The sequence below is a fragment of the Nonomuraea sp. NPDC052265 genome (genome assembly GCF_044547985.1).
Lineage (GTDB): Bacteria > Actinomycetota > Actinomycetes > Streptosporangiales > Streptosporangiaceae > Nonomuraea.
The window spans coordinates 234739-261554 of record NZ_JBIUBJ010000007.1 but is presented as its reverse complement, the minus strand read 5'-3'; the positions used below and the strand labels follow the sequence as shown (position 1 = coordinate 261554).

20 protein-coding genes and 2 pseudogenes are annotated in these 26816 nt (G+C 72.0%); 7 read left to right on the top strand and 15 right to left on the bottom strand.

Features of this window, described 5'->3' with window-relative positions:
- Positions 1-20: 20 nt before the first annotated feature.
- The 3 genes and pseudogenes from ACIHAD_RS23075 to ACIHAD_RS23065 form a co-directional block, all read right to left on the bottom strand.
- Positions 21-773, bottom strand: a pseudogene (locus ACIHAD_RS23075) (sulfatase-like hydrolase/transferase); the annotation flags it as partial.
- A 115-nt stretch (positions 774-888) separates the two neighbouring features.
- Entirely contained in the window at positions 889-1842 is a 954-nt protein-coding gene (locus ACIHAD_RS23070) for an aldo/keto reductase (RefSeq protein WP_397356630.1), read from the bottom strand.
- Between the two features lie 10 nt (positions 1843-1852).
- Positions 1853-2956: a zinc-binding dehydrogenase gene (locus tag ACIHAD_RS23065; protein ID WP_397356629.1), complete on the bottom strand. Its 1104-nt coding sequence runs from the start codon at positions 2954-2956 to the stop codon at positions 1853-1855.
- Between the two features lie 83 nt (positions 2957-3039).
- On the opposite strand from ACIHAD_RS23065, the gene ACIHAD_RS23060 reads away from it, so the two are divergent.
- Complete coding sequence (locus ACIHAD_RS23060; protein ID WP_397356628.1) at positions 3040-4395, top strand: amidohydrolase; 1356 nt, start codon at positions 3040-3042, stop codon at positions 4393-4395.
- A gap of 41 nt (positions 4396-4436) precedes the next feature.
- Here the strand turns inward: ACIHAD_RS23060 and ACIHAD_RS23055 are convergent, their stop codons facing one another.
- Positions 4437-5183: an SDR family NAD(P)-dependent oxidoreductase gene (locus ACIHAD_RS23055; RefSeq protein WP_397356627.1), complete on the bottom strand. Its 747-nt coding sequence runs from the start codon at positions 5181-5183 to the stop codon at positions 4437-4439.
- A gap of 114 nt (positions 5184-5297) precedes the next feature.
- On the opposite strand from ACIHAD_RS23055, the gene ACIHAD_RS23050 reads away from it, so the two are divergent.
- Positions 5298-6269, top strand: coding sequence for an aldo/keto reductase (locus ACIHAD_RS23050; RefSeq protein WP_397356626.1), 972 nt, complete (start codon positions 5298-5300; stop codon positions 6267-6269).
- Positions 6270-6724: 455 nt separating this feature from the next.
- On the opposite strand, the pseudogene ACIHAD_RS23045 reads toward ACIHAD_RS23050, so the two are convergent.
- Both ACIHAD_RS23045 and ACIHAD_RS23040 read right to left on the bottom strand, forming a co-directional pair.
- Positions 6725-7804 (bottom strand): annotated as a pseudogene (locus ACIHAD_RS23045) (ABC transporter substrate-binding protein); the annotation flags it as partial.
- A gap of 332 nt (positions 7805-8136) precedes the next feature.
- Positions 8137-9870 (bottom strand): dipeptide ABC transporter ATP-binding protein, encoded by a 1734-nt coding sequence (locus tag ACIHAD_RS23040; protein WP_397356625.1) that lies wholly within the window; start codon positions 9868-9870, stop codon positions 8137-8139.
- 213 nt (positions 9871-10083) lie between these two features.
- Between ACIHAD_RS23040 and ACIHAD_RS23035 the strand changes: the two genes are divergently transcribed.
- Complete coding sequence (locus tag ACIHAD_RS23035; RefSeq protein WP_397356624.1) at positions 10084-11073, top strand: methyltransferase; 990 nt, start codon at positions 10084-10086, stop codon at positions 11071-11073.
- Between the two features lie 52 nt (positions 11074-11125).
- On the opposite strand, the gene ACIHAD_RS23030 is transcribed toward ACIHAD_RS23035, so the two are convergent.
- The 4 genes from ACIHAD_RS23030 to hpaD all read right to left on the bottom strand — a co-directional run bounded on the left by ACIHAD_RS23030 (position 11126) and on the right by hpaD (position 13941).
- Complete coding sequence (locus ACIHAD_RS23030) at positions 11126-11713, bottom strand: TetR/AcrR family transcriptional regulator (protein ID WP_397356623.1); 588 nt, start codon at positions 11711-11713, stop codon at positions 11126-11128.
- 70 nt (positions 11714-11783) lie between these two features.
- Positions 11784-12314: a GntR family transcriptional regulator gene (locus tag ACIHAD_RS23025; protein WP_397356622.1), complete on the bottom strand. Its 531-nt coding sequence runs from the start codon at positions 12312-12314 to the stop codon at positions 11784-11786.
- Entirely contained in the window at positions 12311-13066 is a 756-nt protein-coding gene (locus ACIHAD_RS23020; protein ID WP_397356621.1) for an alpha/beta fold hydrolase, read from the bottom strand. Before ACIHAD_RS23020 ends, ACIHAD_RS23025 begins: the two co-directional genes overlap by 4 nt.
- A gap of 14 nt (positions 13067-13080) precedes the next feature.
- A complete protein-coding gene (hpaD, locus tag ACIHAD_RS23015; RefSeq protein ID WP_397356620.1) occupies positions 13081-13941 on the bottom strand; it encodes a 3,4-dihydroxyphenylacetate 2,3-dioxygenase in 861 nt (286 codons plus the stop codon).
- Between the two features lie 162 nt (positions 13942-14103).
- On the opposite strand from hpaD, the gene ACIHAD_RS23010 reads away from it, so the two are divergent.
- The 4 genes from ACIHAD_RS23010 to ACIHAD_RS22995 all read left to right on the top strand — a co-directional run bounded on the left by ACIHAD_RS23010 (position 14104) and on the right by ACIHAD_RS22995 (position 19282).
- Entirely contained in the window at positions 14104-15504 is a 1401-nt protein-coding gene (locus ACIHAD_RS23010; protein WP_397356619.1) for a fumarylacetoacetate hydrolase family protein, read from the top strand.
- 21 nt (positions 15505-15525) lie between these two features.
- The gene (gene dapA, locus ACIHAD_RS23005) at positions 15526-16437 is read left to right on the top strand and encodes a 4-hydroxy-tetrahydrodipicolinate synthase (protein ID WP_397356618.1); all 912 of its coding nucleotides are present in this window, start codon (positions 15526-15528) and stop codon (positions 16435-16437) included.
- Positions 16437-17903, top strand: a complete 1467-nt coding sequence (hpaE, locus tag ACIHAD_RS23000) for a 5-carboxymethyl-2-hydroxymuconate semialdehyde dehydrogenase (RefSeq protein WP_397356617.1) — start codon at positions 16437-16439, stop codon at positions 17901-17903. Before dapA ends, hpaE begins: the two co-directional genes overlap by 1 nt.
- Before the next feature lie 149 nt (positions 17904-18052).
- Entirely contained in the window at positions 18053-19282 is a 1230-nt protein-coding gene (locus ACIHAD_RS22995; RefSeq protein WP_397356615.1) for a lamin tail domain-containing protein, read from the top strand.
- Between the two features lie 195 nt (positions 19283-19477).
- On the opposite strand, the gene ACIHAD_RS22990 is transcribed toward ACIHAD_RS22995, so the two are convergent.
- The 5 genes from ACIHAD_RS22990 to ACIHAD_RS22970 are packed head-to-tail and all read right to left on the bottom strand — an operon-like array spanning position 19478 to position 26547.
- Positions 19478-22225, bottom strand: a complete 2748-nt coding sequence (locus ACIHAD_RS22990) for a DUF5682 family protein (protein ID WP_397356614.1) — start codon at positions 22223-22225, stop codon at positions 19478-19480.
- Positions 22222-23334 carry an AAA family ATPase gene (locus ACIHAD_RS22985; RefSeq protein ID WP_397356613.1) on the bottom strand — a complete coding sequence of 371 codons (1113 nt, stop codon included), beginning with the start codon at positions 23332-23334 and terminating at the stop codon, positions 22222-22224. Before ACIHAD_RS22985 ends, ACIHAD_RS22990 begins: the two co-directional genes overlap by 4 nt.
- A 14-nt stretch (positions 23335-23348) precedes the next feature.
- Positions 23349-24650 carry a VWA domain-containing protein gene (locus ACIHAD_RS22980; protein ID WP_397356612.1) on the bottom strand — a complete coding sequence of 434 codons (1302 nt, stop codon included), beginning with the start codon at positions 24648-24650 and terminating at the stop codon, positions 23349-23351.
- Positions 24647-26056, bottom strand: coding sequence for a hypothetical protein (locus ACIHAD_RS22975; RefSeq protein WP_397356611.1), 1410 nt, complete (start codon positions 26054-26056; stop codon positions 24647-24649). Before ACIHAD_RS22975 ends, ACIHAD_RS22980 begins: the two co-directional genes overlap by 4 nt.
- On the bottom strand, positions 26056-26547 hold the full coding sequence (locus ACIHAD_RS22970) for a hypothetical protein (RefSeq protein WP_397356610.1): 492 nt from the start codon (positions 26545-26547) through the stop codon (positions 26056-26058). The genes ACIHAD_RS22975 and ACIHAD_RS22970 overlap by 1 nt, the downstream gene beginning before the upstream one ends.
- Positions 26548-26816: the final 269 nt, after the last annotated feature.

Sequence of the window (26816 nt, the reverse complement as noted above, 5' to 3'; positions counted from 1 at the left end):
GGGCGCCTGATGGTGTTGTCGTACTCGCCGATGCGCTTCAGGTGCTCGACCAGCCGGCCGAGGCTCTGGTCCACGGCGTCCACGGCGGCGGCGTAGACCTCCATGTGGCGGGCGTACAGCTCGGTGTTCTCCTCCCACGGCGGCAGGTCCGCATCCGACGGCCTGGTGCCCTCGGGGAAGAGGCCGTCGCGGAGCTGGCGGGTGAAGTGGAGGAAGAACGGCTTGTCCGCGTCGTTGGCGCGCAGCCCGTTGATCATGCCGATGGCGCGGTCGGTGAGGGCGTCGGTCAGGTAGAAGTCGTCCGGGAAGCCCTCGTCGGGGACCGGGCCGTTGTCGCTGATCAGGCGGTGCGGGTGGAACAGGGACGTGAAGCCGTCCATGGAGCCGTAGTAGCGGTCGAAGCCGCGCTGGAGCGGCCAGGAGCTCTTGTCGGCGCCGTCGTGCAGCTTGGACTCGATGGTCAGGTGCCACTTGCCGACCATGAACGTCGCGTACCCGGCCCGGAACGACTCGGCCAGCGTGGGCACCTGCGGCGGGATCTCCATCCGGTAGCCGGGATAGCCGGGGTCCACGTGGGCCACCATCGCGAACCCGGCCCGGTGCGGGTTGAGCCCGGTCATCAGGGCGGCCCTGGAGGGCGAGCAGAGCGGCGTGCTGTGGTAGTTGGTGAACCGGTAGCCCGACTCGGCCAGCGCCTGCGCGTGCGGCGTGTCGATCTCCGAGCCGAACGGCGACAGGTCGCTGAACCCGAGGTCGTCCACCAGCACGACCACCCCGTTGGGCGCCCCGCGACGTGCCCGCCGCTGCCGCGGCCACCAGGGCGTGGACTGCGAGGCCAGCTCGCGGGCCGTGCCGCCGAAGCCCTCGTACCCCTGCTCGGCGGCGCGCTCACGGGCCCTCCGGATCGACGGCGTCCTTGTCGGCCCACAGCGGCGCCAGGCGGGCCCGCAACTCCTCGGCGCCGACCCGCTCGACCAGCTCCACGGCCGCCAGGTTGTCGCGCAACTGGTCCAGGCCGGTCGCGCCGAACAGCGTGGTGGTGTTGGCCGGGTGGGTGAGCGTGAAGGCCACGCACACCTGCGCCGGGGTGGCGTCCAGCTCGGCGGCGAGGCGGGCCAGCTCGGCCGCCGAGCCCGCGATGCGCTCCCTGATGCCGCCGGGATCGCGGCCGACCTGCCGGTCCACGCCCTTGCCCAGCAGCACGCCGCCCTCCAGCACGTCGGAGGACTGCAACGTGACGCCCTGGGCGAAGATGCGGGCGAACGGCGCGCCGTCGGGGATCGACCGGCGCGAGACGCTGTACTTGAGCTGCGCGATGGCCGGGCCCTCGACGCCCTCGCCGGCGGCGGCGTCGATGAGCGTCTGCACGTTCGTCGCCGACCAGTTGTTGACGCCCCAGCTCCGGATCAGCCCGTCCTTGGCCAGGCCGTCCAGGTCGAGGACGAGCCGGTGCAGGTCCACGCCGTCGTGCCGCAGGTCGCCCAGCACCACGAGGTCGGCGTGGTCGGCGCCGGCGCGGAACAGGGCGTTGTGGAGCTGGTCGCGCAGGCTGTGCTCGGGGTAGCCCTCCAGCCACAGCTTGGAGGAGAGCAGGTAGTCCTCGCGGCGCAGGCCGGCCGCGCGCACCAGGGCCGAGAAGATCACGTCGGTGAACACGGGCGGCATGCCGGGGAAGCCGTACACGCCGACGTCGAAGAGGTCGATGCCGCGCTCCACGGCCTCGCGGATCATGGTGACCGCGTCGTGGAAGTCCATGCGGTCGTAGGTGTGCCAGGAGCCGAGCGCGAGCACGCCCGTCTCCGGTCCGTTGCGCCCGATGCGGCGGCGGGGGATGGTCTGCACGGTACGGCTCCTAGGGCAGGCGGGGGTCGATGACGGCCTTGATCTGGCCGAGCGTGGACATCGACTCGACGCAGGCGGTCGCCTCCGCCAGGCCGACGGGCTCGCTGAACAGCTCGTCCCACGGCATGCGGCCGGCGAACGTCTGGAAGAACTCGATCGAGCGGTGGTAGTCGGCGATGTCGCCGTTGAGCGAGCCGACCACGGTCAGCTCCTTGCCCATGACCGCGCCGAGCGGCACGGGCGCGAGCTCGAACCCGGTGGAGCCGACGATCACCACGGTGCCGCGCCGGGCGGCCACCGCGACCGCCTCCTCGGCCACGGTCGGCGCTCCGGCCAGGTCGAACACGTAGTCCGCGCCGCGCTCCCCGGCCAGCTCCCCGATCCGGGCGACGCGCTCGTCCTTGCTCAGATCGGTCGAGACGGTCGCGTCCGCGCCGAAGCGGCGGGCGGCGGCCAGCCGGTCGTCCGGGCCGCCCACGGTGATGACGGTGCCCGCGCCGGCGATCCTGGCGACGGCCGTGGCGAAGATGCCCAGCGCGCCCGCGCCCTGCACCACCACGGTCGAGCCGGTCCTGATGCCGACGGCCCGGTCCACGGCGCGCAGCACGGTCTTGGCCGCGCAGCCCGACATCGAGGCCCAGGTGTCCTTGACGTCGGCGGGCAGCAGCAGCTTGGCCGCGCCCGGGGTCACGTAGCAGTACTCGACCAGGCCGCCCGTGGCGTACGGGGGGCGGTCGGCGCGCTGGGTGAAGCCGTACCCGCGGTTGGCGCAGGCGACCGGCTGGCGCAGCACGGCGCAGCCGTAGCAGTGGCCGCAGGTGGACTCCGACCAGCCGATGCGGTCGCCCGCGCCGATCGGGCGGCCGAGGGCGTCGATGGTGCCCGGCCCGGCCTGCACGACCTCGCCGACCATCTCGTGGCCGAGGATCATCGGGAGCATCCCGGGGAACGTCATCTGCCCGGCCCACAGGTGCACGTCGGTGCCGCACAGGGTGGTGCACGTGATGCGGACCAGGGCGGCGCCGGGTTCGACGGCGTCGGGCAGCGGTACGTCCTGAAGGCTGAGGGGCTTGCCGTGCTCGGTGAGGACGGCGGCGGCGGTTCTCGTAGGCATGGTCACCTTCGTGGCTTTCGACCGTTAAGTGTGGTTAATCTACACTCGTTGACAAATAATTACAGCCCCTCAGGAGGAACCCGGTGTCAGCGGACGAGTACGCGGACCTCGTGGCGGTCGGCGGCAACGTGCTCACCTTCGACGTCCACGACGGGCGGGCGAGCGGCCTGGCGGTACGCGCCGGACGCCTGGTGGCGGTCGGGACGGACGAGGAGGCCCTGGCGCACGCCGGGCCGAGCACCCGGGTGCTCTCCCTGGCCGGCCGCACGGTCCTGCCCGGCATCAACGACTCGCACCTGCACGCCGCCTGGCTCGGGGCGGTCTGGCCGGACACGCTGATCAGCGAGAACGGCCTGCCCGCCCACCAGGGCCCGCTGCTGGCCGACGAGGAGTCCAGGCGGGCGGCCATCCTGCGCGCCGGGCGGATCTGCGCCTCGCTCGGCATCACCAGCTACACCGAGCCCGGCCTCGGCCCCGGCGAGGACGACGGCGAGACCGGCTGCTTCTCCCAGGCCGTCCTGGACACCTACGCGACGCTGGCGAAGGAGGGCGAGCTGCGGGCACGGGTGACCGCGTTGCGGCTGTTCGGCACCCTCGACGGCCCCAGCACCCTGGAGGACGTGGCCGCCGGCCTGGACGCGCCCCTCCCCCTGTCCGACCCCGCCTGGCTGAACGTGGCCGGGCTCAAGATCTTCGCCGACGGCATCCCGCCCATGGGGTCGGCCTGGACCCGCCACCCCTACACCGCGGGCGGCCACGGATCCCTGCTGGTGGCGGGCGCGGACGACGCCGGCCGCGAGCACAACCTCCGCACGATGATCCGGCTGGCGCACCGGGCGGGCCTCCAGGTGGGCGTGCACGCCACCGGCGACCGGTCCATCGACGCGTTCGTGGACACGGTGGCCGAGCTGGAGCACGGGCCCGCGGGGCGGCACTACGTCATCCACGGCGACCTGGTGAACCCCGCCCAGATCGCCCGCATGGGCCTGCTCGGCATGGGCCTCACCACGCAGCCGATGATCGCGACCGCCACGGCGGACTGGATGGCGGGCGCGCTCGGCCCGGAGGTCGCGGGCGCGGCCTGGCCGCTGCAGGAGCTGCTGGCGAGCGGGGTGACGTTCACCCTGAGCAGCGACGGTCCGGTGACCACACCGGACTGGCGGGCGCAGGTGGCGGCGGCGTGCGCGCTGCTGGGCGAACGGGCCCCCCGCCCCCGGCTGATGGCCCGCCTGCTGCGCTGCTACACCACCGCGCCCGCCGTCCAGGACGGCGCGGAGTCGTGGAAGGGGTCGCTGGAGGCGGGCAAGGCCGCCGACTTCTGCGTCCTGGACCGCGACCCGCTGGAGGCCGCTCCGGCGGACCTGCCGGAGGTGGCGGTCGACGCCACGGTGACCGCGGGGCGGATCGTCCACCTGCGGGAAGGGGTGTCCCTGGACTGATCGGCGGGGCCGGGTGGCGGCCCGGCCCCACCGGCGGCGGGTCAGGCCAGGAGCTGGCCGCCGTCCACCTGGAGGCTGACGCCCGTGATGTGGCGGGCGCCGTCGGAGGCCAGGAAGAGCACGGCGGGCACGATGTCGGCCACCTGGGCGATCGAGCCCAGCGGGATCCGGGCCTCCCACGCCTTCCTGGCCGTGTCGTCCGTGGCGAACATGGCCGTCATCGGGGTCAGCACCGGGCCGGGGGCGACGCCGTTCACGCGGATGCCGTGCGGGGCCAGCTCGATGCCGGCCGAGCGGGTCAGGGCGTCGATGGCGGCCTTGGTGGCCTCGTAGTGGCCGAGGCCGGGCGTGGGCTGGCGGGCGCCGATGGAGGAGATGTTGACCATACAGCCGCGTACGCCCCGCTCCACCATGTGCGCGCCGACGGCCCGGGTCATCAGGAACGTGCCGCGGAAGTTCACCCGGGCGCAGGCGTCGAAGACGTCCACGTCGAGCCCGATGAGGGGGCCGCCGCCCGCGGTGTGCCCGGCGTTGTTCACCAGCACGTCGATGGCGCCGTGCGCGGCGACGACGGCCGCGACGGCGGCTTCGACGGAGGCGGCGTCCCCGACGTCCACCTGGACGTGGTGGGCGCCGATCTCGTCGGCGACGGTCCGCGCCCGCGCCTCGTCGAGGTCGGCGACGACGACCCGGTCCCCCGCCGCGGCGAAGGCCTCGGCGACACCGCGGCCGATGCCGCTCGCGCCGCCGGTGACGAGGACGGTCCTGGGAACGACAGGTTCGCTCATGTGGGGGTTCCTGTTCGGTGAGGGCCCTTCACAGACGGGGCTGCGGGGGCGTCCGGGGTTTATTATTATACAAGCGTAGACAAAAAGACCTCGTCCGGCAGGGAGTGGATCGACGTGAGCGACACAAAGCGGGTTCCGGTACGGCGCCTCGGACCGGGCGGCACCACGACGTCCCTGTTCGGGCTGGGATCCTGGAACACCTGGGACCGCATGGAGTTCGGCGACGCGGTGGCCCTGATCAGGGCGGCGCTGGACGCCGGCGTGACCCTCTTCGACGTCGCCCACTACAACATGGGCCCGCACGCCGAGCAGGCCCGTACGGACCTCATCTTCGGCCGGGCGGTGCGCGAGGCGGGCGCGGGCCGGGACGACTGGCAGCTCTGCGGCAAGCTGTGGCTGTGGGAGTACCCGCGCACGGGCTTCCGCGAGCAGCTCGACGTCAGCTTCGAGCGCGTCGGCGTCGAGAGCGCCGAGACCGTCGTGGTCGGCGACTACATGCACCGGCCCGACATCCGGCAGGTCGTGACCGACGTCGCCGAGCAGATCGCGGCGGGCCGGTTCACGAGCTGGGGCGTCAACAACTGGATCGCCGAGGACGTCGACCTCGCGCTGCGCTTCGCCGCCGAGGAGGGGCTGACGCCGCCGAGCTTCGCGCAGCTCAAGTACAGCATCGCGCGGCGGTCGATGGCCGAGGGGGACTTCTACGGCGAGCACTTCGCGTCCGGGGCGCTGGCGCTGCAGGCCAGCGACATCTTCGAGGGCGGCATTCTGGTGGGCAGGAGGTTCCCCGAGCGGAAGATCGGCGCGGACCCCGGCGGCATCCGGGAGGCGATCAGGCAGGCCGCGGACGTGGTCGCGCGGGTGGCGGGCGAGTTCGGCGCGACGCCCGGCCAGGTCGCGATCGTGTTCTGCCTGGAGCATCCGGCCGTGGCCAACGTGCTGTTCGGGGTGAGCAGGATGGCCCAGCTGGAGGACAACCTGGGCGCGTTGCGGCTCTGGCGCGAGCACGGGCCGCAGGTGCGCGCGGCACTGGCCGACCTGTGGCTGGACCGCGAGGTCAGCCCCGACGGCGCCTGGACCCCCTGACCCGCGGGCTGCGGGTCGGGAGCTTGTGACGCGGGCGTGGGGACGCCCGGCGGTGATCGCCGGGCGTCCCCTCGCGCGCCCGCCGTCACCGCGCCGGACGGCGGGTGCGCAGCTTCTGCAGCTCGCTCATCGACCGGGCGCGCGCGTCCACGACGTCGCGCATGCTGGACCCGATGAGGTTCAGCAGCAGCACGCAGAGCATGATCGCCGCACCCGGCAGCACGATCAGCCACGGCGCCTGCGTCAGGTACGACCGCCCCTCGGCGATCATGTTGCCCCACGTCGGCGTGGGCGGCGCGATGCCCAGCCCGAGGAAGCTCATCGCCCCGTCGACCAGCATCGCCGAGGCCGACAGGACTGGCCGTCTCGGGGGAGGTCGCGGCGTTGTAGTCCTCGATGAGCTTGGCCAGCTCGGGCGAGCCCGAGCCGTTGAACGCCCCGAGGGTCAGCGCGGGCATCTGCGAGGGCGAGGTGAGCGCGGCGTTGAAGAACAGGGTGGTGACGTCCCAGCCGCCGGGGTCCTTGGTGATCGTGCCGAGCATCGTCGGGAAGTCGTACGTGTCGATCTTCGTCTTGATGCCGATCTTGGAGAGCTGGTCCTGCAGCAGCACCGCCCACTGGCTGAACTGCGGGTAGCCGCTGGAGGTCAGGACGCGCACGGTGTCACCGGCGTTGACGCCGGCCTGCGCGAACAGCTCCTTGGCCCTGGCCGGGTCGTGCTGCTTGTAGAAGTCGTCGCCGGCGGTGGAGTGCAGGCCCTTGTTGTCCTGCGAGACCAGCGCGCCCACCTCGACGGTGAGGTCGGGGCCGCCGCCGGTGGCGGCGTTCAGCGCGGGCTTGTCCATCAGCAGGTTGAGCGCCTGCCGGGCGCGTACGTCGGAGAACTTGGAGCCCTTGTTGAAGTTGGGGATCAGCACGTTCTGGTTGGCCCCGGCCAGGTTCGACACGACCACGGCGGGATTGTTCTTGAGCGGGGTGTACTGGTCGTCGCCCGGCATGGCGTGCGCCCACTGGCCGGTCTGGAGGCCGTTGACCACGGCGTCCTGGTCGGCGACGACCTTGTAGGTGATCGTGTCGAGGTAGGCGTGCTTGGCGCCGGCCTGGCCGCCCCAGTCCTCCTCGGCGCGCGACTTGTAGCCGTCGTAGCGGTCCGGCACGACCTGCTGCCCGATGTCCCAGCTCTTCAGCTTGTACGGCCCGGTGCCGACCGCGCCCTCCTTGGCGAAGCCGGTGGCCGGCACGTCCTTGAGGTTCTTCGCCTCGTAGATCTCCGCGCCGGGGCTGGCCAGCTCGTCGATCAGCGGGTAACGCGGCTTCTTCAGCTCCAGCGTGACCGTGCCGTCGTCGGTGGCCTTGAGGCTCTTGACGTCGGCGGCGACCTGCTGGCCGGTGACGTGGCTCTTCAGCCAGCGCTCCAGGCTGGCCACCACGTCGGCGGCGGTCAGCAGGGCGCCGTCTTGGAACGTGACACCGGCACGCAGCTTGAAGGTGTAAGTGAGCCGGTCGTCGCTCTGCTTGTGGGTGTCGACCAGCATCGGCCTGGCCGTGAAGGTCTTGTCGACCTCGAAGAGCTTCTCGTACAGCATGTTGCCGATGTGCGCGGTGACCTGGCCCGGGTTGGCGACCATGTCCAGCGACTGCGGATCGGTCGGGACCGCGACGACCAGGCCGCCGCCCCGTACGGGGGTGCCGGCGTCGGCGGAGGAGGACGAGGAGGACGACGTCGCGCCGCCCGCGCAGCCGGAGAGCAGCAGGGCGCTCGCCGCGGCGGCGGAGACGAGCCCGGCCCTCAGGCTCTTGAGCACGTTCATGGTGGGTTCTCGCTCTTGCTCTAAAAGGGGGGACAGAAGAGAAGGTCGGCCCGGGGCTATCCCACGTATGCCGACAAGTCGGGGTTCGCGGCGAGGAGCCGGCGCGTGTACTCGTGGGTGGAGGAGGAGGCGATGGTTTCCGGGGTGCCGACCTCGATGAGGTCGCCCTTGTACATCACGCCGACGCGGTCGGCCACCGACAGCACCAGGCCGAGGTTGTGCGTGATGAACAGGAAGCTGATGCCGTGCGAGCGGCGCAGCTGCAGGAGGAGGTTCATGACCTGGCCCTGGACGGAGACGTCGAGGGCCGAGGTGGGCTCGTCGGCGACGATGAGCTTCGGCTCGGCGGCGACCGCGCGCGCGATGGACACGCGCTGGCGCATGCCGCCGGACAGTTGCGAGGGCAGCTTGCGCGCGCAGTCGGCGGGCAGGCCGACCTCGTCGATCAGCTCGGCCACCCGCCGGTCGAGGTCCGCGCCCCGCAGCGGGGTCAGCTCGCGCAGCGGCTCGGCGATGATGCGGGCCACGGTGTGCCGCGGGTCGAGCGAGCTCTGCGGGTCCTGGAAGATCAGCTGGGTGGCGCGGCGGAAGGCGCGCTCGTCGCCGCGCAGTCCCGACTCGGTGATGCGGTGCCCGCCGAAGGCGATGCTGCCCGAGGTGGGCCGCTCCAGCGCGCTGACCATGCGGCCGAGCGTCGTCTTGCCCGAGCCGGACTCGCCGACCAGGCCGAAGAACTCGCCGGGCGCGATCTCCAGCGAGACCTCGTCGACCGCGCGCACGCTCGCCCGGCGGCCGGTCCGGTAGACCTTGGTGACCTTCTCGACGACCAGGGGCGGGGTTCCGGTCACCGGCGCCGGCTCGTCGCCGAGCGCCGGCGTCTCGGTCACGGTCCCGCCGGCGCCCCCGACGTCGGCCCCGGCGGCCCGCAGCTTGGCCTCCGAGATCGTCGGGAATCCCGTACGGCGGCTGACGCCGAGCTGCGGCACGCATTCCAGCAGCGCCTTGGTGTACGGATGCGTAGGCTTGAGGAGGACGTCCATCTTGTCGCCGATCTCCACCAGCCTGCCCCGGTACATGACGGCGATCCGGTCGGCGATCTCGGCGGCGACGCCCATGTCATGGGTGATGAACACGCAGGCGGTCCGATGCTCACGCTGCACGCGGCGGAACAGCGCCAGGATCTCGGCCTGCGTCGTCACGTCGAGCGCGGTGGTCGGCTCGTCGGCGATGAGGATGTCGGGGTCTGACATCAGCGCCATGGCGATCATCACGCGCTGCTGCATGCCGCCGGACATCTGGTGCGGATAGAGCGCCATGACCCGGTCGGTGTCGGCCAGCCCGACCTCGGTGAGCAGGCTCCTGGCCTTGGCCTCGGCCTCGCGGCGCAGCCGGCTCCCCCGGCGCAGCGCCTGCCGGGGCAGCGCGCCCTCGGGCCGGTAGCCCTCGATGAGCTGCGCGCCGACGCGCTGGGCGGGGTTGAGCGAGTCCAGGGCCTCCTGGAAGATCATGCCGATCCGGGCGCCCCGGTAGGCGCGCATCCGCTCGGCGGTCAGGCGCGTGACGTCCACGCCGCCGACCTCGATCGTCCCCTCGGTGTAGGCCGGTGCCACGAACTCCAGCAGGCGGATGATCGACAGTGCCGTCACGGTCTTGCCGCTGCCCGACTCCCCCACCACGCAGAGCGTCTGCCCGGAGGCGACGTCAAGGGTGAGCCGGTGGACGAGCTCCTGGGGCTCGGCGTCCTCCCGGGTGACGCCGATGGTGAGATCCGTCAGGTTGAGCAGCGACATGCGCGAGAGCTCCATTCCAGGCACCGGTCCCGTGCTCGAAGCGGGGCACGCAAACCCACACTGAGCTGCCGAAAAGCCATGTTCGAGCCAGATAGTTCTACAAAGGTTGACAGAGGGTCCCTCTACTGTCAACGGTTATTCCACGTTCGTAGACAGAGGGTCTATGGTGAACGCCTACATACGTAGACAATACAGAAGGGCAGGGCCTTGACCATGTCCACGCCTTCCCCCACGCCGGATCCGATCGTCGCCATCGCCACCGGTTACATGGGCGCCAAGCAGCTCTTCGCGGCCAGCCGCATCGGGCTCTTCGCGGCGCTCGCGGACGGCGAGCGCAGCGCCGGGGAGATCGCGACGGCCACCGGCGTCACCCCCCGCATGGCCCGCATCCTGGCCGACAGCATGGCCGGGCTCGGCCTGCTGACCAGGACCGACGGCCGGTACGTCCTCGGCGCCGACGCGGCCGGCTACCTGGCCGGGCAGAAGTCGTCCGAGCTCGACCTCGGCCCGTTCCTCACCTTCCTCAACGAGGTCAGCTACGGGCACTGGCTGCAGTTCGACAGGACCGTGGACACCACCGAGCCGGGCGTCCTGGACACCTCGGGCGAGCGGTGGGGCACGTTCATGGCCGGGGTGATGACGTACACCAGCCTGCACGCCAGGATGCTGGGCGGCGCGTTCGACTTCTCCGGCTTCCGCAACCTGCTGGACCTGGGCGGCCTGTCCAGCGCCTTCGCCTTCGAGGCGCTGCGCGCCAACCCGGGGCTGCGGGCGGCCTTCGTCTACGACCCGACCTTCGCAGACTCGATCGCCGAGCAGGTGGCGCAGGCCGGGTTCGCCGACCGGGCGGAGGTGACCGGCACGCCGACCGACACGGCCACGCCGTCCGGCCCGTACGACCTGGTCATGGTCAACCACGTCATCCACCGGTTCGGCGTCGAGCAGAACCGGTCCATCCTGCGCAACGCCCGCGCGGCGGCGGCGCCCGGGGCCCGGCTGCTGCTGCTCGACTTCTTCCTCGACGACGACGCCGAGCAGCGGGCCATCGACGCGCTGCACGCCGGGGAGTACCTGGTGATCGACGGGACCGTCGTCTACGAGGAGTCGGAGGTGCGCGCCTGGCTCGACGAGGCCGCCTGGAAGCCGGTGGGCAAGCTGGCCCTGCCCGGCAGCCCGCGGGTCCTCGTGGCCGAGGCCGTCTGAGCACGTTCCGGCCCGCGCCGCGCACGCGCGACGCGGGCCGGAACGGTCGGGATCAGGGCTGGGCGATGCGGTCGAAGAACGACTCCAGGTGCCGCTTCTGCAGCTCGACCGTGGAGAACTGCGGGCCGACCAGGCTCATCACGTTGGCCCCGGCGTTGAGCAGCACGAGCTCGTCCACGAGCTGCTCGTCGGGGATCGAGGTGCGGATGTCGCCGTCGGCGCGCCCCTCCTCGATCAGCCGGTGCAGCATGCCGCGCCAGGCGCGCAGGTGCTCCAGGTACTTGCCGTACAGCTTGGGGTTGGTCAGCGAGGTCTGCCAGAAGATCAGCAGCACCCGGCCGGCCGTGATGCGCTCCTCGTCGATCGGCATCGCCGCCTCGCACATCTCGCGCAGCGCGCCCAGCCCGCGGCGGCCGTCGAGCTTGACGTAGCTGGTCACGATGGCCAGGGCGCGCTCGTACGTGGCCTCGATGATGTCTTCCTTGCCGGGGAAGTAGTGCTTGAGCGCGCCGTTGGCGAAGCCGGCCGCGTTCGCGATCTCGCGCATGGTGGCCGCCTCGATGCCCCCCTTCGTGATCAGCTCCCACGTGACGTCGATGATGTCGCTGCGACGCTGGTCGTGGTCAATGATCTTGGGCATGCGGCACCCCTCCGTACGGCGTTTCGTCTACCAGTGTAGGACAAAATGCCGGGAGGGTATGACCCGATCGTCAGCCTCGGGTGACCCGGACGTCATAGAGGGCGCCGGCGGTGTTCGTCTTGTGCGCGCAGGCGAGCCGTTCGATCTGCGCGGGGTCGGCTCCCCCGGCGATGAGGTCGAGCAGGTGCTCGTGCTCCTCGACCGAACGGCGGGCCCGTCCCGGCAGGTAGCCGAACACCGAGCGCCGCATGTGGTCCAGCCTGGTCCATTCGGCCTCCAGCAGGAAGTTCAGGTGCTCGTCGTCGCAGTGCTCGTAGACCGAGAAGTAGAAGGCGCGGTTGAGCACCTCCAGCGTGTGGCGCACCTGCGCCGCGTCGAAGACCGCGACGCGGGCGCCGAGGTTGCGCACGACCTCCACCAGCCCGTCGGACTGCAGGCGGCGCAGCGCCTCGCGCAGGGGGATCGTGCTCACGCCGATCTCCCGCGCGAGGCGGTCCATGACGAGCTGGTAGCCGGGGCCGTAGGTGCCGTCCAGGATGCGCGAACGCAGGATCTCGTAGCTGAGCTCCGCCTTCGACGCGACTCCGCCGGTGCTCGTCACGTCCCGAGCACCGGACCGGAAGCCGTACCGGGCGCTGCGCCGAGGGCTGTGGCGACCGCGGCGCGGAACTCGGGGCCGGCCAGCGCGGCGCGGTGGTCGCCGGGGACGGTGACCAGCCGGGCGCCGGGGACCACCGCGACGACGTTCTCGATGCCCGAGGTCATCATGTCCGCCGCGCCCGCCACGAACACCGGCGGCGTGCGCCCGGCCCAGCCCTTGGGCTCGAACGGCGTGCCGCGCAGGCCCTCGACCAGCCGCACCAGCCCGGCGGCGCGCTCGAGGTCGCCGCCGGAGGCGCCCGCGATCATCGCCGCGATCATGCCGGTCAACGGGTCGCCCGGCTCGCCGCCCGCGACGGCCGAGCGCAGCGCCGCCACGTCCAGCGCGGCGAACGGCTCGAACGGGCTCAGCCCGCCCAGCACGACCGCGCGCACCCGGCCGGGCGCCAGCTCCGGCAGCTCCCAGGCGAGCCGGGCGCCGAGCGAGTACCCCACCACGTCGAGCGGCCCGTCGCCGGTCAGGGCGAGCAGCGCCGCCGCGACCTCGGGCGCGCCCAGCGGCTCGGCCGGAACCGGGCTCTCGCCGTGACCGGGCAGGTCGGGCACGACGACCACGCGCCCGGCCGCGGCCAGTTCCGCCGCGATCCCGGTCTCCACCCAGTCCTGCCGCCCGCTGGAGGCGAACCCGTGCAGCAGCAGCACGGGCGGCGCCCCGGCCGGCCGCTCGGGGGTGAAGGTCTGTACTGCCGTCATCCGCTTCGGTTCCTTCATGTCGTGTGGTGGGCGGGCACGGGGAAGTCGACGACCACCTGGCCGGTGCCGCTGCTGCCGAAGTACGGGCAGAGCTGCTCGCCCCGCCCGGTGTACTCGCGCCAGCCCAGCAGCCCGAACAGCATGGCGGTGTCGGCCATCGCCCCTTCGCCGGTGCAGCGCTCGTTGTAGTCGGGCAGCATGTCGAGGAACTCCGGGATGCGCCCTTCGCCCCACATCTCCAGCACTGCGTGGTCGACGTTGCGGTTCAGCTCGCTGCTCACGTCGTCGAGCAGCGACTCGGCGATCTCGTTGGGCGGGAAGGCGTGCGAGAGCGAACCGCTGGCCAGGAAGGCGACCTTCCTGTCGCTGCGGCGTACGGCACGCAGCAGGGCCTCGCCGATCCGCCGGTTCTCCTCGACGGTCGAGTAGATGTTGCAGCCGATGGGCAGGACCCGGATGTCGGAGACCTGGTTCATGAAGTACATCGGCACCAGCGTGGCGTACTCCAGGCCCAGGTCCTGGTAGGTGTGCACGCGGGCCTTCCGGCCGCCCGCGACGATCTCCTCGCGGATCAGCTCGGCCAGCTCGGGGTCGCCCGCGTAGTCGTAGGCGAGGTCGTGGATGAAGTGCGGCAACTCATGGCTGACGTACGTGGCCCGGTGGCGCGCCTTGCCGTTGAGGTGGAAGCCGATGCTGTTCATCCAGTGGGTGTCGGCGATCAGGAACGTGTCCGCGCCGCGCTCGCGGGCCCGCCTGCCGACCTCGGTGAGCGCGAGCTCGGCGGGCCGGCGGATGCCGAAGTGTTTGCCGGGCTGGATCGACAGCCAGATCGACGGCACGTGCGTGATCTTCGCGGCCAGCACGATCTCGCCCATCACGCCACTCCCCGGCCTGCTTGGGCGGTCTGAACCATCATCCGCACTCTCCTCTCCACTGATGACGTGATGCGCATCATGTAGGCGTCTGATGGGGTTTGTCGATATTGTTCCACATGCCATAACATAAATGATGTCGTATATGATTTGGAAGGAGACGAGGTGGGACACCCTCTTGGCCTGTCACCGGGGAAGATCATCGCGGTCCACTTGAACTACCGCGGCCGGGCCGCCGAGCGCGGTCGCGTCCCTGCCGTCCCCTCCTATTTCCTCAAGCCGCCGACGTCCCTGTCCTGGTCCGGCCGGCCCGTGGTGCGCCCGGACGGGTGCGAGCTGCTGGCGTTCGAGGGCGAGATCGGCATCCTCATCGGCAGCCGCGCCCACCGCGTCTCCCCCGAGCGCGCGCTGGAGCACGTGGCCGGGTACGTGGCCGCGAACGACTTCGGCGTCTACGACTTCAAGCACGCCGACCTCGGCTCCAACCTGCGGGCCAAGGGCCAGGACGGTTTCACCCCCGTCGGCTCCGAACTGCTCACCGGCGCCGATCCGGGACGGTTGTGGCTGCGCACGTACGTCAACGGGGAGCTCGCCCAGGAGGCGTGCACCGACGAGCTGCTGTTCGGCTTCGACCTGCTCGTCGCCGACCTGTCCCGGTACATGACGCTGGAGCCCGGCGACCTGATCCTGGCCGGCACCCCGGCGGGCTCGACCGTCGTACGGCCCGGGGACGTGGTGGAGGTCGAGCTGGAGGGGACGGCCCGGCTGCGCAACGAGGTCGTCGCCGGCCAGGAGCCGGCGGCGGCGTACGGCGTCCAGCCCAAGGTCACCGACGAGACCAGAGCCGCCGCGTACGGCGCCGCGCATTCCGCGACCGGGCCGCTCAGCCCGGAGATCGTCGCCGCGCTGCGGTCGGTCTCGACCGCGACGCTCTCCTCCCAGCTCCGTTCGCGCGGCATCGACCACCACTTCATCGAGGGCGTCCGCCCGGCCCGCCCCGACCTGCGCATGGTCGGCGTCGCGCGCACCCTGCGCTACCTGCCGCTGCGCGAGGACGTCTTCGCCGAGCGCGGCGGCGGCATGAACGCCCAGAAGCGCACCGTCGAGCAGCTCCAGCCCGGCGAGGTGCTGGTCATCTCCGCCCGGGGCGAGCACGGCGCGGGCACGCTGGGCGACATCCTGGCCATGCGCGCCCTGCGCCGCGGCGCGGCCGGCGTCGTCACCGACGGCGGGCTGCGCGACAGCCCCTCCTTCGCCTCGCTCGACCTGCCCTCCTACTACGGCGCCGCGCACGCCGCCGTGCTCGGCCGCCGCCACGTCCCGATGGACTCCCAGGTGCCGGTGGACTGCGGCGGCGTGCTGGTGTGCCCCGGCGACGTGCTGGTGGGCGACGCCGAGGGCGTCGTCGTCATCCCGCCCGCGCTGGTCGCCGAGGTCGCCGGGGACGCCGCCCGGCAGGAGGACGAGGAGCGCTTCATCCTCGATCGCGTCTCCGAGGGAGCCTCGATCGACGGCCTCTACCCGCTGAAGGGCGCCTGGCGCGAGGCGTACGAGCAGCAGCGCTGACCCCCCAAGAAGGAGAACCCCATGAAGTTCCGCTCGGATCCGTCGGCCATCCGCGGATCCATCGCCCCCGTGGTGACGCCGTTCGCCGCCGACGGGTCGCTGGACCTGGACTCGCTGCGCTCGCTGGTGCGCTGGCAGCTCGACCAGGGCTCGCACGGCATCTCGACCGGCGGGTCCACCGGCGAGCCCGGCGCCCAGTCCGTCGAGGAGCGCGTCGCGGCGATGGCCGTGGTGGCCGAGGAGACCGCCGACCGGGTGCCGTTCCTGCCCGGCACCGGCTCGGCCAAGCTCGAGGAGACCCTGCGGCTGACCGCCGAGGCCGAGCGCCTGGGCGCCGACGCCGCCCTGGTCATCACGCCCTACTACGCCCGTCCCACCCAGGAAGCCCTCTACCGCTGGTACGCCACGGTCGCCGCCGAGTTCCCCGCGCTGCCGATCGTCATCTACAACGTGCCCTCCCGCACCGCCGTCGACATCGCCCCCGCCACCGTGGCCAGGCTGCGCCGCGACCACGACAACATCGTCGGCATCAAGGAGACCACCAAGGACTTCGAGCACTTCTCGCACGTGCTCAACCTGTGCGGGCGCGACTTCCTCATGTGGTCCGGCATCGAGCTGCTCTGCCTGCCGCTGCTGGCCATCGGCGGCGTCGGCTTCGTCAGCGCGGCGGCCAACCTCGCGCCGAAGACCGTGGCCCGCATGTACGAGGCGTACACGGCCGGCGACCACGCGACCGCGCTTGAGCTGCACTACTCGCTGCACCCGCTGGTCGAGCTGCTGTTCGTGGAGACGAACCCGGCCCCCGCCAAGTGGGTGCTGGAGCGGCGCGGCCTGATCGCCTCCGGTCACGTACGGGCGCCCCTGATCACCCCCACCGAACCCGGCATCGCCCGGATCAACGAACTGCTGGCACAGAGCGAGGGAGTCGCCTGATGAAACTTGAGCACTACATCGGCGGCCGGCACGTCCCGAGCCAGTCCGGTGCGACCTTCACCGCGCTCGACCCGACCACGAACGAGCCGTACCTGGAGGTGGCCGCGGGCGGCGCGGCCGACGTGGACGCGGCCGTCGCCGCCGCCCAGAAGGCGTTCACCGACGGGCCCTGGAGCACGATGCCCGCCGACCAGCGGGCCGGGACGCTGCGCGCGGTCGCGGCGGCCATCGAGTCCAGGGACGACGAGATCGCCGCGCTGGAGTGCCGCGACACCGGCCTGCCGATCACCCAGGCCCGCGGCCAGGCCCGCCGCGCCGCGCACAACTTCCGCTTCTTCGCCGACGTGATCACCACGATGGGCGAGGACGTCTACCGCGTCGGTTCCGCGCAGCTCAACTACGTCCTGCGCAAGCCGGTCGGCGTGGCCGGGCTGATCACGCCGTGGAACACGCCGTTCATGCTGGAGACCTGGAAGCTGGCCCCCGCGCTGGCCGCCGGGTGCCCGGTGGTGCTCAAGCCCGCCGAGTGGTCCCCCGCGTCGGCGAGCCTGCTGCCGCAGATCATGGAGGAGGCCGGGCTGCCCGAGGGCGTGTTCAACCTCGTCCATGGCATCGGCGAGGACGCGGGCGCGGCGCTGGTCGCCCACCCCGACGTCCCGGTGATCTCCTTCACCGGCGAGAGCGGCACCGGGCAGACCATCATGCGCAACGCCGCGTCGACGCTGAAGACGTTGTCGATGGAGCTGGGCGGCAAGTCGCCGCTGCTCGTCTTCGAGGACGCCGACCTGGAGCGGGCGCTCGACGCGGCCGTCTTCGGCGTGTTCTCGCTGAACGGCGAGCGCTGCACGGCCAGCTCGCGGGTGCTCGTCCAGGACAGCGTGTACGAGGAGTTCGTGGCACGGCTGGCCGAGCGGGCCGCGCGGGTGCGCGTGGGCGCGCCCGGCGACCCGGCCACCGAGCTGGGCGCGCTCATCCACCCCGAGCACTACGAGCGGGTCATGGAGTACGTCGAGCTCGGCTCGCGCGAGGGCGCCCGCCTGGTGGCCGGCGGTTCCCGGCCCGAGCACCTGACGTCGGGCAACTTCCTGTCCGCGACGGTGTTCGCCGACGTGGCCCCGCACATGCGGATCTTCCAGGAGGAGATCTTCGGACCGGTCGTCTGCGTGACGCCCTTCTCCACCGAGACGGAGGCGGTGGAGCTGGCCAACGCGACCCGGTACGGCCTGGCGGCGTACCTGTGGACCAACGACCTGCGCCGGACGCACCGGCTGGCCCAGTCGATCGAGGCGGGCATGGTCTGGGTGAACTCCCAGAACGTGCGCGACCTGCGTACGCCGTTCGGCGGGGTGAAGGCCAGCGGCGTGGGCCGTGAGGGCGGCAGGCACAGCATCGACGTCTACACCGAGTCGCACATCGTGCACCTGGCCACCGAGGACCTGCCGATCCCCCGGTTCGGAGCCGCCTGACCCGGCACGTCCCCGCCGGGCCGATCCCCGGCCCGGCGGGGACGTAGACGCTGAGAAGTGTGCGGAGTTACGCTCCGGTGGCCGAAACGGCAGTGATGGCCATCTTTGGGGGGAACCCAATGAGCTACACACTTTTACGCGGCAGTTTCGTGATCCGATACCCGGATCTTCCCCGGCAGGGCCCCGAGCCCGACGGTGACACGGTCAAGTTCAGGCCGGACACGCCCGCGCTGGTCGAGGCGCTGGCCCGGCCGTCCGGACGGCCCCCGGGCCTCAGCGCGCGCGGCATCTCCGTCCGCCTGGAGGCGATAGACGCCCTGGAGACCCACTTCCAGGACAGCCACCAGGAGCTGACCGGCGCGAACGCCGCCCGCGACGAGCTGCTGCGCCTGCTCGGGTTCACGAACGTGCGCTTCTTCGACGACCTGCCCAACAAGGTCCGGTCCGCCGACCAGGACGAGCTGCGCGGGCACGTCCTCAGCAACGGCATCGACGCCAACGGGCGGCTGATCGGCTTCGCGTTCACCGGCGAGCACCCCGGGCCCGACGGACTGGCCGTGTTCCTCGACGAGTCGCTGGTGGACACGTCCGCGAACGCCAGGCTGCTGGCCGCCGGGCTGACGTACCCGGCCTTCTACGCCACGCTGCCCGCGACGCTGCGCGCGCACCTGGCCGGGGTGTCGCGTACGGCCAGGACGCAGCCGGCGCCCACCGGCATCTGGCCGCGCTCGGCCGCCGACCCCGACGGGCCCGCCGAGGTCGGCTCACTGGACGCGCTCACCGGGCTCGTCCTGTGGCCGAAGCTGTTCCGCAGGCTGGTGCCCTATCTCGCGACCGGGGCGGCGAACCTCGACGGCTTCGACGCCTGGCTGCGGGCCGACCCCGTCAACCGGGACGACGCGGTGTTCCTGCTGGACCGGCTCGAACACGGCAACCTGCACGACGTGATCCGGGCCTCGGGGACCCAGATCCAGCTCACGGCCTGGCCCGAGGACTTCGTCATCAGCCCCGACCCGGCGCCGCCCGGCGCGCCCGTCGCCCCGCACCCGCCGTCCACCGGGGACGTGCGCATCGTGGCCGCGCTGCCCGACCCGGTGGGCGCCGACCGCGGCCACGAGGTCGTCACCCTCCTCAACGTCACCAGCCGGGCCGTCGACCTGGCCGGATGGACGCTGGCGGACTCGGGGGGCGGGCGCGAGGAGCTGACGGGGACGCTCGCGGGCGGGGGCGTGCTGCAGGTCGTGCTCGGCGGACGCGTACGACTCCGCAACCAGGGCGACACGATCCTCCTCGTGGACCCAAGGGGCCTCACCATCCACCAGGCCACCTACAAACCCAACACCGCACCCCCCGGCCACACCATCCCCTTCACCCCCTGACCCGCAAGCTGAAGAACTCCCCCGCTACGCGCGCCGTCCCGCGAACCTCCGCCCCCTCTTGGAACACCCGCCCTCAGCCACGAACGGTGCCCCCAACACCCGCCCCGAACGCCCGCCCCGAATGCCCGCACCCGCCAGGGCGGGACCTCGCCCTGAGCGGGTGCGTGCGGGTTCGCTCAGGGCGAGGGGGCTTGCTCAGGACAGCAGCGTGGCCAAGGCGGTGACCGTGGCAGGGTGGTCGGTGAGCAGGGTCTCGACCTCTCGGTGCTGAGGGGCGGAGGCGGTCGGCTGCCAGCCGCCGTCGCAGCCCAGCAGCCCGGCCACCGCGTCGCAGGCCGCCGGGTGCCCCGCCAGCAGCTCGGCGACCGGCCCGGACGCGACCGCCGGGGCCGCCGCCGGCGCGGGCGCCGCCGTACGGGCCCATGGCGGCGTCCAGGCGTCCACCGCCGTCAGGCTGCCCGGGAACGTACGCCCGGCCTCCCGTACGAGGACCGGCATCAGCTCCCCCGCCTGGTCCCGCAGCGTCGTGATCAGCTTCGGCAGCCACGGCAGCAGCACCTGGTCGGGCAGCCGTCCGAACGCCTTGGAGATCACCTCCACCACGAACCCGGCCAGCGCGGGAGCCGGCTCCATCGCCTGGACGAACCCGGTGATGTACTGCGGGAACGACGGGATAACCAGCGGGTTGCCCAGCAGCTCGTCGCACCGCGACCGCAGCTCGGCCAGCGGCAGCAGCCCCAGCAGGTGCTGGGCGGCCCACAGCAGCGCCACCTTGGCCGGCGCCTCCGGATGCGACTGCCGCACCGCGATCTCCAGCTGCGCCCGGTCGCATCCCAGCGCCAGCGCCAGCCCCTCCATCGTGAACAGGAACCCGAGCATCGCCGACACCTGCCGCACCCCGGTGTCGTCGTCGACGAACGCGGTCGGGAGCAGGGTGCAGTAGTGCGCGTACCCCTCGGTCACGAACGCCTCGCACCACGCCGGCAGCGTGGGTTCGGCGGTGCGGTAGTAGGCCAGCAGGCGGCGGATGCGGCGCAGCACGTCGGGTGCGTCGTCGACGCCGCGCTCGGCGGCGAGCAGCTCGACCGCCCGCGCGCCCAGCTCGTCGGCGATGCGCCCGCCGCCCAGGTAGAGGATGGCGTCCTCGACGGCGGCCAGCGCCACGGCGGCGGTGGCCTCCGGTTCCCAGACCATGCGCCGCAGCCGCTGTTCGACCACCTGCTCGATGGTGACGCCCTCGTAGCCGAGCTCGATGATGGCCCGCTGGTTGCGCCCGAGCGCGAGGTCCCAGCTCTCCTGGATCGCCCGCTCGCCGAGCCGCCGCTCGCCCATGATCGGCCGGGCCGCGTCGCCGGGCAGCAGGAACCGCAGCATCCACAGCAGGTCGGAGCAGGGCCGCAGCTCCGGATCGGAGTGCAGGTCGAGCAGCGCCCGCTGGATCGTGCGCTTGTCGAAGTCGACGCCGAGCGGCCGCAGCCGGTCGTAGACGTTCTGGGCCAGCGGCGGCAGCGCGTCGTAGCCGACCGAGCCGATGCGGTCGCCGCCGAGCAGGATCTCGCACAGGCGCCGCACGTCGCGCCGGCCCGGCACGACGTCCTTCTCGATGCACGTGACCGCCGCGTCCTGGAAGTCGTACGGCGTGGGCCTGGCCCGGTTGCGCATGCCGGCGAGCAGGATCGACGTCTCGAACACCGCGATGGCGTCGGCGGTGCTGGCGAGGTAGCCGTTGCGCCGGGCCAGCCGGACGATGTCCACGCTCCAGCCCAGCAGCTCGGCCTCGTCGAGCGCGTCGAGCGTGGGCGGCCTGGACAGGAACCCGGTCAGCCGGTCGGTGACCTGCGCCGGCGCGGCGGGAGCGGGCAGCTTGACCGGCCGTTTCCTGGCCCCCTTCTGCCCGCTGAGCTGGAACGGGGTCAGCTTGCTCCGCGTCACCGCCTTGGCCCAGGTCGCGGCGGCGATCGACACCGACCCCGGGGCCAGCCCGAACTGCGCCTCGATGGCCGAGTGGCTGGAGGGGATCAGCCCGTACAGCCAGCGGGTCGCGGTACGCGGGCCGATCTCGTACGGGGCCGTGGCGGCCAGGCCGAACTGCTCGACGCGGCTGGCGGCGTGGAAGGCGCCGCAGACGTACAGGCAGTCGGCCGGGTCGGCGCCCGAGGCGGACAGGTGCTCGCGCATCCTGGTCCACATGTAGCGCTCGCGCTCCTCGTCACCGGCCAGCCGGTCGTCGTCGGGGCGCAACCGGCGGAACAGGCTGCCGATGAGGACCATGACCTGGCGGTAGGTGTCGTAGTCGGCGCCGGAGAGCGGCTGCTCGACGTACTGGTCCCACCACTCCGACCAGTGGCGCACCTTGCCGTGGTGGAGCAGGTGCTCCTCCAGCTCGGCGAAGCGGGGGCGCAGGTCGCCGATCTCCACGCCGACGGCGTCGCCGTGCAGGCCGGCCTCCTCCCCCGGTCTGGCCGGCTCCTCCCGCTCCTGCGGCAGCCATTGGAAGACGTGGTCCGACGAGCGGTCGACCAGCACCAGCTCGACGCCCGGGGTCTCCAGCGCGTACGAGATGGCCTGGTACTCGGCCGACGCCTCGGTGATCGGGGCCACCACGCTCAGCGGCCCCGACCCCTTGGGGAAGCCGTCGAGCTCGGTCGCGAACGCCTGGAGCGCCACCGGCAGCCGGCAGTTGCGCAGCTCGGTCAGCAGCGGCGTCAGGTCTTCGCACAGCTCCAGGTAGATGACCTTCGGCTGCTTCTCCCGCAGGCGGCGCACCATGGCCAACGCCGAGGCCGGCGAATGGTGACAGACCGGGAAGATCTCCATCTCCTCGCGCAGCGCCCGGTCGACGTCCTCGACCATGCCGGTGAGGATGGACGACAACGCGCCGTCGCCCGCGAAGGCCGAGACCGCCTCGCTGAGCTGCTCCTTCAGCGGTTGGAAGAGGCTCATGACAGGGTGGAGATGGCCTGGCGGCCGCCCTCGAGGAAGTCCTGCCACGGGCCGCCGTCCTTCTTGCTGCGCGGCTCGACGACGCCGTGCCAGTACTTGTTGAGGATGGCCAGGTCTTCAGGGCTGCGCCGGGCCAGCGAGCCGACCAGCGAGCCGGCGAGCGTGCCGGGGCGCAGCGTGCGGTCGCCGAAGAAGTGGCTGTGCAGGATCGCGTCCTCCAGAACGCCGATCTGCTCGGCCGTGGACAGCGCGGACTCCAGCTTCTCGTCGTCGCTGGTCGCCGAGGCGGCCGCGGCCCGCAGGTCGGCGAAGCTCTGCAGCAGGATGTCCAGCAGCGTGGGCGGCAGGTCCAGCTCGATCTGGTGCCTGCGCAGCAGCTCCTCGGTACGGAAGCGGACGATCTCCGCCTCGCTCTTCTTGTTCGTCACCACCGGGATACGGACGAAGTTGAAGCGGCGCTTGAGCGCGGAGGACAGGTCGTTGACGCCCCGGTCGCGGCTGTTGGCGGTGGCGATGATCGAGAAGCCGGGCTGCGCGAAGACGATGTTGTCGTCGTCGAGCTCGGGGATGGAGACGTACTTCTCCGACAGGATCGAGATCAGCGCGTCCTGGACGTCGCTGGTCGAGCGGGTCAGCTCCTCGAAGCGGCCGATCACGCCCTGCTCCATGGCGTTCATGATCGGCGAGGGGATCATCGACGCGCGCGACTGGCCCTTGGCGATGACCATCGAGACGTTCCACGAGTATTTGATGTGGTCTTCGGTGGTGCCCGCGGTGCCCTGCACGACCAGCGTGGAGTTGCGGCAGATCGCCGCGGCCAGCAACTCGGCCAGCCAGCTCTTGCCCGTGCCCGGGTCGCCGATCAGCAGCAGGCCGCGGTCGGAGGCCAGGGTCACGATGCTGCGTTCGACGAAGCTGCGGTCGCCGAACCACTTCTGCGGGATCTCGCGGTCGAGCCCGTCGGAGCGCTCGGAGCCGAGGATGAAGATGCGGATCATGCGCGGGCTGAGCCGCCACGAGAACGGCTTGGGACCGTCGTCGACCGACTCCAGCCAGTCGAGCTCTTCGGCGTACTTGACCTCTGCGGGGGCGCGCAGCATGTCACTCATGGTCGGGGGTTCTCCTAGGTGAGGAAGTTCTTGAGCTCGAAGACGAGCTTGCGGACATGGCCGGAGAGCACGGGGGTGCCCAGGTCCTTGAGTTTCTGGCGGTACCACGGATCGACGCTCTGGTGGCCGGAGCTGTTGACCGAGCCGACGGGGATGAACTTGACCCCCGACCGGTGGATCGACCCGAAGTCGTTGATCAGCGAGCGGTTGTCGTAGAAGTCGGAGATCCACACCATCACGGTGTTGCGCGGATCGGCGATCTTCGGCCTGGCCAGGGCCATCGCGGCCGTGCCGTCGGTGCCGCCGCCGAGCGTCGTGCGCAGCAGCACCTCGAACGGGTCGTGCACCCACGGCGTCAGGTCGAGCGCCCGGGTGTCGTACGCGACGAGGTGCACGTCGACCTTGGGCAGGCCGGCGAAGATCGAGGCCAGGATGGTGCAGTTGACCATCGCGTCGACCATCGAGCCCGACTGGTCGACGACCACGATCAGCCGGGCCGGGGTGGTGCGGCGGGCCGTCTGCCGGTAGTAGAGCCGGTCGACGTAGAGCCGCTGGTCCTCGGGGCTCCAGTTGGTGAGGTTCTTCCAGATCGTGCGCTCGATGTCGAGGTTGCGGAAGACCCGCTTCGGCGGCACCGACCGGTCGATGACGCCCACGCTCGTCTTCTCCACCTGCGTGCGCAGCACCTCGGCGACCTCGTCCACGAACCTGCGGATGAGCGCCTTGGCGTTGGCCAGCGCGACGCCCGACAGGTTGGACTTGTCGCGCAGCAGCTGCTCGATGAGCGACATGCTGGGTGTGAGCTGCCTTGCCAGGGCCGGGTCCGCCAGCACCTCGCGCAGGCGCATGCGCTTGACGAGGTCGCCCTCGATCATGGCGAGCACGGCGGCCAGCTCTTCGTTGCCCGGCCCGTTCCTGAGGCCGCCGGTCTCGCAGCCCATGCCCTTCTCGAACCAGCCGGCGTCCTGCTTCCAGCGGGCCAGGTCGCCCGCCGTGACGTCGCCCGTGCCGGTGGAGAACACGTTGAGCAGCAGCTTGGAGACCAGTGCGGCGCGGCGCACCTCGCCGCCCTCCTCGTGCTCCTTGTCGGCCATCAGGTCCTGGAGCTCGGCGCCCAGCTCGGGGAAGCGCTGGACGAGCGTGTCCACCGACACGCCGGGGTCGAGCAGCGCGGGCGGCAGCTCCAGGTCGCCGACGATGCCCATGCCGGCCGTCTCCAGCGCGGGCTGCTCGTCGGCCGAGAACAGCCGCGACATGAGCCGCCAGTACAACACTTGGCGCCGGGTCTCGTCGGCGCTCGTGGTCGAGTCGGTCATTTCCGCAGCAGCCGTCCTGCCCGTTCGCGCAGCACGGCGACCACGTCACCGGCCTTGGCCTCGGCCTTGACGACCTTGGGGTCGGTCGGGCCCGTCGCCCAGTCGCCGTTGTGCACGGTGACCGGCTTCTTCTTGACCGTGGCCTGGACGGCGAGCGGCTGCAGCAGCCACCTGCCGCCGTCGCGGCGCACCAGCCCGATGCACGCCGAGGACGCGGCCACCAGCTCCGGCGTGAGCGGACAGCTCGTCGGGAGCCGGTCGAGGTCGAGGGTGAGCTTGTTGCCGCCCAGGTCGAGGGCCTGCCCGTCGACCGTGTACCCCTCGACCAGCACCGGCTCGGCGATGCGCACGGGATGGCGGTCGAGCGGCGGCGTGGCCGGGGCCGACGCGCCCGCGAGCTGCACCCGCGCGGTGGTGAACGGGTCGGCCTCGGCCCCCGTACGGGCGCGGTCGTCGTGCCACAGCAGGTCGCCGCCGGGCAGCAGCGGCATGCCGTCGATCTCCACGGACCGGTGCTCGGCCAGCGCGCCCATGAGCACGGGCCGGCCGCCGAACAGCCGCCACACCGACGGCCCCACGATGGTGTCGACCTTGGCCGCCGCGACGCTCGTACGCACCAGCCGCGTCTGCCCGCCGGCCTCCTCCAGGACGCCGTGCACCTGCACGCGGACGACCGTGGCGTGCTCGTGCACGTCGGCGCCGAGGATCAGCAGCCGCCCCGACACCGGCTCGGGCTCGCCGTGCCACGGGCCGGACTGGGCGAGCAGCAGCCCGCGCGTCCACAGATCGGCCCACCGCCTGACCGGCACCCTCTCCATGGTCGCCACCGGGGACGAGGCCCGCAGCTCGGCCGCCAGCCCGTCGAGCAGGACGGCGAGCCCGCGCAGCTCCGGCACCGCGAGCAGCGCCTCGATCACCTGGTCGCCGCCGGAGACGAGATCGTCGTCGACGCCCCGCCAACCGGTGATCGCCAGCTCCCGCAACCAGACCCGGCACCCGGCCAGCAAATTCTCCGGCACACCACTTCCGGACACCGCCCCTGTGCCGGCGTCCGTGGCGGTGGCCGGGGGCCAGGAGGCGCGGCTGCGGCCCAGAGCCTGGTCGAGGCGGGCGAGCAGGGCGTCGTGCGCCGCGCCGAACAGCGCGGCACGCCCTCCGGCCAGCGCCGCCAGATGCTCGTCGGCGACCGACCCCGCGGTCACCTTCTCGGCCGCCTCACCCAGCCGGTCGCCGAGCGGGGAGCCCGCGAGCGCGCCCGCCAGCGCCGCCAGCGCCGCCGCCGGCTCCTCGGCGACCCTCGCGAACCCGTGCCCGAGCGCGCCGTCGAACCCCGCGGCGAGCGCGAGCGCCTCCTCCACCCCGGCCGGCCCGTCGGCGACCAGCTCCCCGAGCTGTACGTCGAGCATCACCGCACCTCCCCCATCGCCGGGAACCAGTGCAACTCGGCCAGCGGCTCGGTGCTGTCCGGCACCTCCAGGTAGGCCAGGTGGCGCAGGAACCGGCTGAACACCACGGCCGCCGGGGTGCGCTGGGGGCTCCCGTTCAGCGCGCTCATCAGATGGGTGCCCTCGGGCACCTCCACGCGCAGGTAGCGGGCCACCCGGTCGAGGCCGTACTGCAGCACGGCCTCGTCGGCCAGCATGCGGATGTGCTTGCACGCGTAGCCGTGCAGCGCGCCGCACGGGCGGTTGTTGTTGGTGCTGCAACTCAGGTCGTGGGTGCCGGCGGCGATCGACGAGACGTAGACCCGCTCGATGTCGGACCCGCTCGACACGACCCCCTGCAACCTGCCGTCAGCCAGCTCGACGAAGGGCACCTTCGCCAGCTTGCGCGGCTGGACCGGCGGCACCACCCGCACGACGCTGCGCTGCTCCCACGCGGTTTCGTCCGCGTCCAAGATCTCGACCTCCAGTCCGACGGCATGCTCACGCCGACAGCCACTTCCGAATGGGCTTGATCAACAGTCCCGGAAATCTATCGGAGGCCACCGACAGACCGGGCGATAACGATCAACACGACCGGCCGCCCCTGCGCCTGCCCGATCGCCGGCCACAAGGAGTGGACCAACCGCGCGAGGCCGCCGTGCCCCCTGGGTCCCGGCCCGACGATCGGCGCGACCGGGCGGTGGCGCGGGATCGTGACGGGTCGCGGTGTCGTTGCCGGGGC